This window comes from Nitratireductor pacificus pht-3B (genome assembly GCF_000300335.1).
Lineage (GTDB): Bacteria > Pseudomonadota > Alphaproteobacteria > Rhizobiales > Rhizobiaceae > Nitratireductor > Nitratireductor pacificus.
This window is the reverse complement of sequence record NZ_AMRM01000029.1, coordinates 23,203-34,417: the sequence shown is the minus strand read 5'-3', so window position 1 is coordinate 34,417 and position 11,215 is coordinate 23,203. Positions and strand designations below refer to the sequence as shown.

Sequence of the window (11,215 nt, the reverse complement as noted above, 5' to 3'; positions counted from 1 at the left end):
AATCGCGCCGCCCGATTCCCTATTATTGATTCCTTAAATTTGATGGTTGTGCCTGATTCGCCCCAGCAGTTACCACTTGACACATAAAGTGATTCGGAGGGCGGGCCGGTGATTGTGGTGATTGACGAGCGTGAGCTGGTAACGGAAGGTTATCACTCACTGTTCAACAGGGAAGGCGTGGCCAGTGCCGGCTTCGCCCCCAACGAATTCGGCGAATGGGTGCAGACCGTCGCCGAAGACGAACTGAAGGCCGTCAGCGCCTTTCTTCTCGGCCAGTGCGAGGCCGGCAGCCTTTCAGCACAGAGCATCCGCGACCGTTCGCCGGCGCCGCTGATCGCGCTCAGCGAGCGCAACTCGCTCGACGACACGCTGCGCCTGTTCGAATGGGGCGCCGACGACGTCGTCCGCAAACCGGTCCATATCCGCGAGATCCTGGCGCGCATCACAGCGATCCGCCGCCGCGCCCTGCAGGACACGGCCAACTTCACGCAGCTCGGCGTGATGCGCATCTATTTCGACGGCCGCGACCCCGAGATCGACGGCCAGCCCCTGCCGCTACCGCGCCGCGAGCGCCGCATCCTGGAGTATCTGGCGGGCAACCCGACGCGCCGCGTGACGAAAACTCAGATCTTCAATGCCATCTACGGCATCTTCGACGAGGACGTCGAAGAGAATGTGGTCGAGAGCCACATCAGCAAGCTGCGCAAGAAACTGCGTGAGAAGCTCGGTTTCGATCCCATCGATTCGAAGCGTTATCTCGGCTACCGGCTGATCGACGTCTAGCCGCGGCTTTTCACACCCGGCTTCGCCTTTCCGTCGCCTGGCCAGCTTCGCGCAAGTCACAATCCGTAATCTCAACGTGATCGGCGTAGACTACGAGGAGACATCCGATGGGCCTTTACGGCATGATGCGAACCGGCGTATCCGGCATGGCGGCGCAATCCAACCGGTTGTCGACGGTCGCCGACAACATCGCCAATTCGAGCACGAACGGCTACAAGCGGGCGCAGGCGGAGTTTTCCTCCCTCGTGCTGCCCTCGTCGGGAGGCTCTTACAATTCGGGTGGCGTGACCACCTCGATCCGCTACGCGATCTCCCAGTCCGGGCCGCTGCAATACACGACATCGGGGACCGACCTTGCCGTCGACGGCAATGGTTTCTTCGTCGTCCAGGATACCAACGGCAAGAGCGTGCTGACGCGTGCCGGTTCGTTCATACCGAACGCCAAGGGCGAGCTCGTCAACGCCGCCGGCCACAAGCTGATGGGTTATGACTACAAGGACGGCGTCCCGACGCCTACCGTGAACAGCGACGCGGGCCTGAAGGTCATCTCCATCGCCGGCGACGAACTCGTGGCGACCCCGTCGCGCAACGGCAAGCTTACGGCGAATCTGGCATCCGCCTCGACGCCGGTCGCGGCCGGCGACCTGCCGTCGACGAACAGCCCGACGGCCAGCTACACGCACAAGACTTCGCTCGCCGTCTACGACAATCTCGGCGAGAAGAAACTGCTCGACATCTACATGACGAAGACCGGCCCCGACACCTGGGAAGTGGCCGTCTACGACCGCGCGGACGCGGCGCCGAACACCTCGTTCCCCTATGCGAACCCCGCGCTCGCCACCCAGACGCTCACCTTCGACCCGTCCAACGGGCAACTGGCCGGCGCCAGCGCCACCGACATCGCCATCCCGGTGCCCGGCGGCGACACGCTCGACCTGGACATGTCCGGCATGACGCAGCTTGCCGCCGGCTTCTCGGTCTCCGGCGAAGCGGACGGAGCCGCCCCCTACTCCATCGACAGCGTCGAGATCGCTTCGGACGGCAACGTCTTCGCGAAATATGCCGATGGCTCCATGCGCGCCATCTACCGCATTCCCATCGCGACGGTGCAGAGCCCCGACCAGCTTCAGGTCCTCAACGGTAACAGCTACACCCAAAGCGCCGATTCCGGAGACATTCTCTACGGGTTCTCGGGCGACAAGGGTGCGGGCAAGGTGGTTTCCGGCGCGCTGGAAAGCTCCAATGTCGATATCGCCCAGGAGCTGACCGACATGATCGAATCGCAGCGCAACTACACCGCCAATTCGAAAGTGTTCCAGACCGGCTCCGACCTGATGGAACTCCTGGTCAACCTGAAGCGATAGGCCTGATTCCGCGGAACGGGGGAGTGGAAGAGAGTAAATGTCACTGACATCTGCACTAAGTATCGCGCAGACCGCGCTGTTCAACACCTCGCGCCAGACCAGTGTCGTATCGCGCAACGTTGCCGAAGCTTCCAACCCCGACTACGCGCGCCGCAGCGCGGAACTGTCAAGCACCCTGCCCGGCGCGCGGATCGCCAAGATCAAGCGCGCCGCCAACGAGGTGCTGTTCCGCCAGAACCTGTTCGCCATCTCGTCCTGGCAGGGTCAGCAGACCATGTCGGGCGGCCTCAACACGCTGCAATTGAAGGTCAACGGCGCCGAGAACGCGACCGCGCCGGCCACCGCGATCAGCAAGCTCCAGACGGCGCTCCAGCTCTACGCATCGACGCCGTCGAACACGACGCTGGCCGAAAGCGCCGTGCAGGCGGCCCATCAGGTCGTCCGTTCGCTGAACGGCGGTGCCGAGGCGATCCAGACCTTCCGCGCCGAAGCCGACGCGGAGATATCCGCCGCCGTGAAGGACCTGAACCGGCTGCTGGGCGAGTTCGAGCTGGTCAACAACGAAGTGGTCAACGGAACGCGCAGCGGCCGCGACGTCTCCGACGCCCTCGACCGCCGCGACGCGCTTCTGAAGCAGATCTCCGAATATGTGGCGATCTCCACCAACACGCGGTCCGACAACGATCTCGTCATCGTCACCGGCGATGGCGCGATGCTGTTCGAAACGGTGCCGCGCCCGGTCACCTTCAACCCCCATCACACCTACGGCCCGGGCACGACCGGCAATGCCGTTTATATCGACGGCGTTCCGATGGTCCCGGGTGTCGGCGGCAACACCAGCGCCAGGGGCTCCATCGCCGCCAATTTGCAATTGCGCGACGACACGGCGCTGATGATGCAGAACCAGCTGGACGAAGTGGCGCGCGGCCTCATCGCGACCTTCGCCGAATCCGATCCGAACGGCGTTCTTGCCGATGCGGCGGGCCTCTTCACCTGGCCGGGCGGTCCCGCCGTCCCGGCGGCGGGCACGCTCCAGCCGGGCCTTGCCGGCAGCATCCGCGTCAATGCGCTGATGGATCCGGCGGCCGGCGGCAGCGCAGCGCGCCTGCGCGACGGCGCCACCTATCTGCACAACGCCAGCGGCGCGGCCTCCTATTCGGACCTGCTCAGGACCTATTCCGAGCGCCTCGACGAGCCGATGGCGTTCGACGCAGCGGCCGGCCTCGACACGACGCGCAGCGTCACCGCCTTCTCCTTCGACGCGGTTGGCTGGCTGGAGAGCAACCGCCAGCAGGCCGACAGCGGCGCCGAGGGCAAGGAAGCCCTGGCCGTCCGCACGGCGACGGCGCTTTCAAACCTGACCAGCGTGAACGTCGACGAGGAGATGGCACTGCTGCTCGACCTCGAGCATGCCTATCAGGCCTCGGCGCGGCTTCTGTCGGTGATCGATGAGATGCTGTCTACCCTGATGCAGGCGACGCGATAGAAAGACCATGACATGAAAACCTCCTTCATCTCATCGCTGGCAATGTCGCAGACCCTGCGCTACCAGGTGATGCGCATGCAGGCCGAGCTTGCGCAGAGGACGAAGGAATCCAACACGGCGACCGTGGCTGATGTCGGCATCGCGCTCGGCGGCCATGCCGGCCGCAACCTTTCGATGCACCGCGACATCGAGCGCCTCGGTGGACTGATCGATTCCAACGCGCTTGCAGCCAACCGGCTGAAGGCGACGCAGGACACCATGACGAAGATCGGCGATCTCGGACAGAGCCTGCTCGCCTCGCTGACGGCCTCCAATTCCGGCGTCGACCAGATCGCCATCGCCCGCGCCGAGGCCGAACGCGTTCTGAAGACCATGACCGGTCTCTTGAACACCAACCTGAACGGCGAGTATCTCTTCTCCGGCATCAACACCGATGTGAAGCCGGTCGGCGATTTCTTCGATCCCGCCTCACCGGCGAAGACCGCGTTCGATGCCGCATTCTTCGCAAAATTCGGTTTTGCGCAAACCGACCCCGCCGCGGCCGGCATCAGCGCCGCCGACATGGACGATTTCCTGACCAACTACGCCGAGCCGCAGTTTCTGGGTGCCGGCTGGCAGACCAACTGGTCGAGCGCATCCGACCAGAAGATCACCACCCGCATCGCGCTGAACGAAACGGCGGAGACCTCCGTCACCGCCAACGAGCCTGGCCTGCGCAAGCTGGCGATGGCAGCGGCCAGCCTGTCCGATCTGCTGAACGGTCAGCTCGGCGACGCCGCGCGCGGCGTTCTCTACGAGCGCGCCCTGACGCTGGTCGGCGAGGCGGTGGCCGACATCGCCAATGCGCAGGCGAAGGCCGGCATCGCCGAGAACCGCATCGAGGACGCCAGCACGCGCACCTCTTCGCAGATCGATCTGTTCAAGAGCCTGATCAAGGACACGGAGGGCGTCGATCCTTATGAAGCGGTGACACGGGTCAACGAGTTGGTCGCCCAGCTCGATGCTTCATACGCGCTGACGGCGCGCCTGCAACAACTCAGCCTGCTCAATTACCTGCGGTAGCGAGCGCCAGGAAACCACGAGACGGGAAGCCCATGTATCAGTTTTCCTACAGCGAAGTTCAGACCGATTCGCTGGCCGACGCCAAGGACCGCGAACAGCAGGTGCTGAGCCGCTCGATCGATCTCCTGATCGCCGCGCGCGACAAGGGCGCGCAATCACGCGAGGCTGTCGAGGCGATCCACTTCATGGTGCGCGTCTGGACCACCTTCATCGACGATCTCGGCAATCCGGAGAACGAACTCCCGCAGGAACTGCGCGCAAATCTGATCTCCATCGGCATCTGGCTGTTGCGCGAGGCCGAAGAAGTGCGCCAGGGACGTTCGGAGAACTTCGACGGCCTGATCGAGGTGTCGCAGATCATCCGCGACGGCATCCAATGAAAAGCACGCTGAAAATTTCGCTGAAGGCGAACGAGAAGATCTACGTCAACGGCGCGGTCATAAGGACCGACCGCAAGGTGACGCTGGAGTTCCTCAACAACGTGCAGTTCCTGATGGAAAACCACGTCCTGCAGGCGGAGGACGCGCGCACGCCGCTGCGCCAGCTCTATTTCGCCGTGCAGATCATGCTGATGACGCCCGACAGCGCCGACGACGCGCGCCGGATCTTCGCCGGACTCCTGCCCCGGCTCCTGGAGAGCTTCAGCAACGAACGCATCCGCGCCGGACTGAAACACATCGATCAGCTCGTCGCCGACGGGCAGGTCTACGAGGCGCTGAAGGAAATCCGCGCGCTCTATCCGCTCGAAACAGAAATCATGCAGCAGGCCGACACCGACGCGACGCGCGCGCTCGCCATGGCGGCCGGGGAGTAAGCCGATGAACGTTACGTCCGCCACATCCACGCCGCAGACGCAGACGCAGAACGGGAGCACCGAGGCGCCGCAGACCGTCGACTACAAGTCCTTCCTGCGGCTGCTGGTTGCCCAGATGAAGAACCAGGACCCGACCAGCCCGATGGAATCGACCGATTACGTGGCGCAGCTCGCGACGTTCTCGCAGGTCGAGCAGACGGTGCAGACCAACACCAAGCTGGACCAGATCCTGCAGGCATCGGCGCTGGCCCAGGCAAGCAGCCTGGTCGGCCGCGAGGTCACCTCGGCCGATGGCAAGATCACGGGCAAGGTCGCCGAGGTCCGCCTCTACAGCGACGGCGTCATGGCGATCCTGGAAAGCGGCGACAAGATTCCGGTCGGTCCGGGCGTCGTCATCCGCTGATCTCCGATGAACGAAGCAGACGCCCTAGACATCGTCCAGTACGCGATCTGGACCGTGCTGGTCGCCTCCAGCCCGGCCGTCGCCGTGGCGATGCTCGTCGGCGTCGGCATCGCACTGGTCCAGGCGCTGACACAGGTTCAGGAAATCACCCTGACCTTCGTCCCCAAGATCATCGCCATCCTGGTCGCCGTCGCCTTCTCCGGCCCCTTCGTCGCCTCGCAGATCTCGGCCTTCACGACCGTCATCTTCCAGCGCATCGAAGGCGGCTTCTGACGGGGCGGCCGATCCGTCTTCGCGCAAGCTTGAAGCGCTAGCCTCTGCGCCGGGCGTACACCGCCCGCGATCAGGTGGAAGGCAGGCATGGCGTTAAGCGAAGCAATCACTGGCAACGAAACCCGCAAGCACGGCCGCGATGTCGGCTTCGCGCTGGGCGTCGTCGTCATCCTGGCGGTGCTGTTCCTGCCCATTCCGCCATTCCTGATCGACGTCGGGCTGGCCTTCTCGATCGCGCTCTCCGTGCTGATCCTGATGGTTGCCCTGTGGATCCAGCGGCCGCTGGACTTCTCGTCATTCCCGACGATCCTGCTGATCGCCACCATGCTGCGCCTGTCGCTCAACATCGCGACGACGCGCGTCATCCTGTCGGAGGGTCATCACGGGCCGGACGCCGCCGGCTATGTCATCGGGGGCTTCTCGCGACTGGTCATGAGCGGCGACTTCGTGATCGGCCTGATCGTCTTCATGATCCTGGTCGTCGTCAACTTCGTCGTCATCACCAAGGGCTCGACCCGCATCGCCGAGGTCGGCGCGCGCTTCACCCTCGATGCCATTCCCGGCAAGCAGATGTCGATCGATGCCGACCTGTCGGCCGGCACGATTGACGACAAGGAAGCACAGCGCCGCCGCGCGGAACTGGAGGAGGAAAGCTCCTTCTTCGGCGCCATGGACGGCGCCTCGAAATTCGTGCGCGGCGACGCTATTGCCGGCCTCATCATCACCGCGATCAACATCATCGGCGGCATCGCCATCGGCTATGCCCGCCACGACATGAGCGTCGGCGAGGCGGCCGATGTCTTCACGAAGCTCTCCGTCGGCGACGGCCTGGTCTCACAGATTCCCGCGCTGATCGTCTCGCTCGCCGCCGGCCTGCTGGTCTCCAAGGGCGGCACGCGCGGCTCCGCCGACCAGGCGGTTTTCGGCCAGCTCAGCGCCTATCCGCGGGCGCTGTTCGTGGCCGCGATGCTGCTGGTCCTCCTCGGCCTGATGCCCGGGCTGCCGCTCCTTCCCTTCCTGGCGCTGGCGGGTGCCATGGCGGGCGTCGGATACATCCTGCCCCTGCGCGCGCGCCAGCGGCAGGAGAAGGCCAACGAGGCGGTGCGCCAGGAACAGCTCAATGTCGAGGAAGACGAGCGCAACTCGGTCCGCTCCTCGCTGAAGACCGCCGAGATCGAGCTTCTGATCGGCAAGCAGCTCTCGACCCGCCTGCTGGCGACGCATCAGGAACTCGCCTACCGCATGGGCAAGATGCGCAAGAAGTTCGCCGGCCAGTACGGCTTCGTCGTGCCGGAGGTGCGCCTCACGGACGACTACGCGATCTCGCCGAAGAGCTATCAGATCAAGATCCACGGCACGGTCGTCGCCGAGTACCAGATGCGCGTCGGCGAGCTGATGGTGCTTGTGGGAGGCAACCGCATCCCCGAGATTCCCGGCGAGGAGGTCAAGGAACCAGCCTTCGGCATGCGCGCCTTCTCGGTGCCCGAAATGTTCGCCGACGACCTGAAGCGTGAGCAGTTCCCCTTCGCAGACAACATGTCGGTTCTCCTCACCCATCTGAGCGAGGTGATCCGCAACAACCTGCCGCAGTTGCTGTCCTACAAGGACATGAAGGCGCTGATCGAACGTCTCGACCCCGAATACCGCAAGCTGGCCGACGAGATCTGCTCGTCGCACATCACCTATCCGGGCCTGCAGGCCGTGCTGAAACTGCTGCTGGCCGAGCGGGTGTCGATCCGCAACCTGCACCTGATCATCGAGGCCATCGCGGAGATCGCCCCGCACATCCGCCGCACGGAGCAGATCGTCGAGCACGTGCGCATCCGCATGGCGCAGCAGATCTGCGGCGACCTGACCGAGGGAAGCCTGCTGAAGGTGCTGCGGCTCGGCGGCCGCTGGGACCTGGCCTTCCACCAGAGCCTGAAGCGCGACGCCAAGGGCGAGATCCGCGAGTTCGACATCGATCCGCGCCAGCTGGAGGAATTCGGCCAGGAGGCGAGCAAGGCGATCCGCGCCCATCTCGACGCCGGCGAGCGCTTCGTGCTCGTCACCGCGCCCGAGGCCCGTCCCTATGTCCGCATGATCACCGAGCGGCTGTTCCCGACCCTGCCGGTTCTGAGCCATGTGGAGATCGCCAAGGGGATCGAGCTGAGCGTGCTCGGGTCCATTTCGTAAACCGCGCCGGCCGATGCTGGAGATACCGCTCCTCGCCGCGTTTCTTGCCTTCTGCCGCATCGGCGGTTGTTTCCTGACCATGCCGGGACTTGCGAGCGCGCGCGTGCCGATGCAGGTTCGGCTCTTCGTCGCGGTGGCGGCGACGCTGGCGCTCCTGCCGCACATGTGGGACAGCATCGCCCCGCATGCCTCCGCCGAACCCGGCGTGCTGCTGGTGCTGATCGCCTCGGAACTTGCCATCGGCGCGCTCATCGGCCTCGTCGCGCGCTTCTACGTCCTCGCCCTGCAGTTCATAGGATCGGCCATGGCGATGATGACCGGCTTCGGCATGGCCGGTGGCGGCACGGCCATCGAGGATAACGACCCGCAGCCGCCCATGGCGGCGATCATCTCCTTCGGCGCGCTGATGCTGCTGTTCATCCTGGATTTCCACCACGAGATCATCCGCGCCCTCGTGATCTCCTACAGGCTGGCGCCGATCGAGAGCCTGTTCGACCCCCAGTCGGCGCTGACAGACATCACCGACACGCTGTCGGATGCGTTCTACGTGATGATCCGTCTCGGCAGCCCGTTCATCGCCTATGCCATCCTCGTCAATCTGGCGATCGGCTTCATCAACAAGCTGACCCCGCAGATTCCCGTCTACTTCATCTCCCTGCCCTTCGTGATCGCCGGCGGCCTGATCCTGCTCTACTTCGCCATCGGCTCGCTGCTCGGCCTGTTCGCGCAGGGTTTCTTCCCCATCATGACAGGTCTTTAGGAGAAGCGCATGGACAGGCAGCGGCGGCAAAGGCTCGAGAAACTGGTGCTGGTCATGCAGCGCCTGAAGAATTTCCACGAAGCGCAGCATGCCGGCCATCTGGCGAGCGCCGCCGCGGCCAACAGCGAGGCGGGCGAGATCGCGGCGCGGCTCGACGCCGGCGACGCCATGGCGGCACTTTTCACCGATCTCTACCACCGCAGGGCGGCCAATGCGCTGCAGCGCGGGCGCGAGAGCACGAAGCGTGCCGAAGCCGAAGCCCGCAATGTGATGGCGGCCGACGCCCGCAGCAACGCGCTGGCGCGCGCCTGGCGCGAAGTCGCCGATCTCGAGGAGAGAAGCCAGGCCGACAAGGAGCGGCTCGAGTTCATCGAGCGTCGTACGGAACCCGGGACTTAAGCCTCCCACAAGCTTGTTTTGTGAATATGGCATGACGACAACGGATTTTGGAGGGCGCCTTGGCCATCTCGCCTCCCGGCGACATCGTGTTGAACGTGGTGCGCGCCGCCGACCCGGCAAAGGCGGCCGCCGCGCGGGCGCGGCTCGAGGCCCATGCGGGTACGGCGGCGAATTTCTCCGCCACGTTCGAGAGCGCCTCCCTGCGCAGCGCACGTTCGGCGGACAGCGCGCGCCCCGAAGCGGAAACGAAGTTCGAGGCGATGATCCTGCAGAACTTCCTGCAAACCCTTCTGCCGGAGGATACGACAGCCCTCTACGGCGAGGGAATGGCGGGCGAGATGTGGCGCTCCATGCTGGCGGAGAAGCTCGGCGACACGCTGGCCGCACAGGGCGGCCTGGGTATCGCCGGCCGCGTCCTCGGCGACCACACGCTGGAGAACGAGAAGAAGGTGCCGATCGGCGCCGTATCCCTGACGCCCGAACAGCAGGAGGCCGGCAAACGCGCCCTTATGTCCTCCGCCCTCATCACCGAAATCGAACGCCGCGCCGCCAAGACCCTCGGCATCGGCGCCCCTTCCACCGAAGACGGCAAAGCCGGCTGACGCCCCGAAACGGAACAATCTTCATGTATGACCTGACCACCCTCGCCAAGTCCGACACCGTCGCAGCCCGTTCAGAACCCGCGAGCCATCACGGCGGCGCCAGCGCGCTGGCGATCATGCGCCGGATCGAGGAAACCATCGATGCGGAAACGGTCGCGATCCGCACCGATCCCGGCTTCGACCTGAAAGCGTCGAACACGCGCAAGAGCCGGCATCTTTACGAGCTCAACAGGGCCTTGAAGAGCACCGACGAGGCGGGTCTCGCCGCGCAGCACCGTGACGCGCTCCTGCGGCTGCGCGAGAAGCTCGCCGCCAACGAGGCGACCATCAAGGCGCATATCGGCGCCGTCAGCGAAGTGGCCGCGCTCCTGCAGGACGCCATCGAGCGCACGCAGACCGACGGCACCTATTCGGAACGCGAGTTCGGACAGGCTTCCCCGGCATGATCAAGTTCATCCTGGCCGCAATCTGGATCTGCGCCGTCTCGGTCGGGGCGGTGCTCTATTCGTTCCAGTTCTCGCAAGCCAGGAACACGGCGGAGCCGCCGCCCGCATTCTTCGGCGGGCTGGACCATATCAGCACCGATCTGGTTTCGGTCCCGCTGGTCAGGGACGGGTCGGTCGAAGGGTATTTTCTGACCCGCCTCTCCTACGCGATCGATTCCGAGAAGCTCAAGGCGCTCACCGTGCCAGTCAGCGCGGTGCTGGTCGACGAGATCTATTCCTATCTCTACGCCAACCCGCAGATCGACTACTCGAAGGAAGGCGCGTTCGATATCGGGGCGTTTCGCGACGGCCTGCGCGACCGCATCAACGAGCGCGTTGACAGCAAGTTGATCCACGAGATTTTCATCGAGCAGGCCGACTATCTCACCAAGGACGAGATCCGCTCCAACACCGCACGGCGCCGCATAGGCCCGGGCGAAGGCGCCGCACAGGCCCCGTCGAAGAGCGGCGCGCACTGAGCCCTGCGCCGGACGCGCACCGCGGCCGTTCAACAGTCCGACACCGCCCGGCGGGCGGCTTCTGCTCCCTCACGCAAGGTGAAGCAACCGGCGCGTAAACATCCGCCGGAGCGGCCGCGTCGCGCTTGAA

General features: G+C 64.8%; 14 protein-coding genes. All 14 read left to right on the top strand.

The genetic code is table 11. From position 1 onward, the window contains the following. Window positions 1-108: 108 nt before the first annotated feature. The 14 genes from NA2_RS19700 to NA2_RS19635 all read left to right on the top strand — a co-directional run bounded on the left by NA2_RS19700 (window position 109) and on the right by NA2_RS19635 (window position 11,085). Complete coding sequence (locus NA2_RS19700) at window positions 109-783, top strand: response regulator transcription factor (protein ID WP_008598992.1); 675 nt, start codon at window positions 109-111, stop codon at window positions 781-783. 107 nt (window positions 784-890) lie between these two features. Continuing rightward, the gene (locus tag NA2_RS19695; RefSeq protein WP_008598991.1) at window positions 891-2,147 is read left to right on the top strand and encodes a flagellar hook protein FlgE; all 1,257 of its coding nucleotides are present in this window, start codon (window positions 891-893) and stop codon (window positions 2,145-2,147) included. A gap of 37 nt (window positions 2,148-2,184) precedes the next feature. Continuing rightward, the gene (flgK, locus tag NA2_RS19690; RefSeq protein WP_008598990.1) at window positions 2,185-3,633 is read left to right on the top strand and encodes a flagellar hook-associated protein FlgK; all 1,449 of its coding nucleotides are present in this window, start codon (window positions 2,185-2,187) and stop codon (window positions 3,631-3,633) included. Between the two features lie 12 nt (window positions 3,634-3,645). Then, window positions 3,646-4,695: a flagellar hook-associated family protein gene (locus tag NA2_RS19685; protein WP_008598989.1), complete on the top strand. Its 1,050-nt coding sequence runs from the start codon at window positions 3,646-3,648 to the stop codon at window positions 4,693-4,695. 32 nt (window positions 4,696-4,727) lie between these two features. Next, window positions 4,728-5,075 (top strand): flagellar biosynthesis regulator FlaF, encoded by a 348-nt coding sequence (gene flaF / locus NA2_RS19680; RefSeq protein WP_008598988.1) that lies wholly within the window; start codon window positions 4,728-4,730, stop codon window positions 5,073-5,075. Next, window positions 5,072-5,509 carry a flagellar biosynthesis repressor FlbT gene (flbT, locus tag NA2_RS19675; protein ID WP_008598987.1) on the top strand — a complete coding sequence of 146 codons (438 nt, stop codon included), beginning with the start codon at window positions 5,072-5,074 and terminating at the stop codon, window positions 5,507-5,509. Before flaF ends, flbT begins: the two co-directional genes overlap by 4 nt. Before the next feature lie 4 nt (window positions 5,510-5,513). Then, the gene (gene flgD, locus NA2_RS19670; RefSeq protein WP_008598986.1) at window positions 5,514-5,912 is read left to right on the top strand and encodes a flagellar hook assembly protein FlgD; all 399 of its coding nucleotides are present in this window, start codon (window positions 5,514-5,516) and stop codon (window positions 5,910-5,912) included. Between the two features lie 6 nt (window positions 5,913-5,918). Then, the gene (gene fliQ, locus NA2_RS19665; RefSeq protein ID WP_008598985.1) at window positions 5,919-6,185 is read left to right on the top strand and encodes a flagellar biosynthesis protein FliQ; all 267 of its coding nucleotides are present in this window, start codon (window positions 5,919-5,921) and stop codon (window positions 6,183-6,185) included. Between the two features lie 87 nt (window positions 6,186-6,272). Beyond that, window positions 6,273-8,360 (top strand): flagellar biosynthesis protein FlhA, encoded by a 2,088-nt coding sequence (gene flhA / locus NA2_RS19660; RefSeq protein ID WP_008598983.1) that lies wholly within the window; start codon window positions 6,273-6,275, stop codon window positions 8,358-8,360. A gap of 13 nt (window positions 8,361-8,373) precedes the next feature. Continuing rightward, the gene (gene fliR, locus NA2_RS19655) at window positions 8,374-9,120 is read left to right on the top strand and encodes a flagellar biosynthetic protein FliR (RefSeq protein ID WP_008598982.1); all 747 of its coding nucleotides are present in this window, start codon (window positions 8,374-8,376) and stop codon (window positions 9,118-9,120) included. Between the two features lie 9 nt (window positions 9,121-9,129). Next, a complete protein-coding gene (locus NA2_RS19650) occupies window positions 9,130-9,519 on the top strand; it encodes a hypothetical protein (RefSeq protein WP_008598980.1) in 390 nt (129 codons plus the stop codon). 59 nt (window positions 9,520-9,578) lie between these two features. Continuing rightward, complete coding sequence (locus tag NA2_RS19645; protein WP_008598979.1) at window positions 9,579-10,121, top strand: rod-binding protein; 543 nt, start codon at window positions 9,579-9,581, stop codon at window positions 10,119-10,121. Window positions 10,122-10,144: 23 nt separating this feature from the next. After that, window positions 10,145-10,567, top strand: a complete 423-nt coding sequence (locus NA2_RS19640) for a hypothetical protein (RefSeq protein WP_008598978.1) — start codon at window positions 10,145-10,147, stop codon at window positions 10,565-10,567. Next, window positions 10,564-11,085 (top strand): hypothetical protein, encoded by a 522-nt coding sequence (locus NA2_RS19635; RefSeq protein WP_008598977.1) that lies wholly within the window; start codon window positions 10,564-10,566, stop codon window positions 11,083-11,085. The genes NA2_RS19640 and NA2_RS19635 overlap by 4 nt, the downstream gene beginning before the upstream one ends. Window positions 11,086-11,215: the final 130 nt, after the last annotated feature.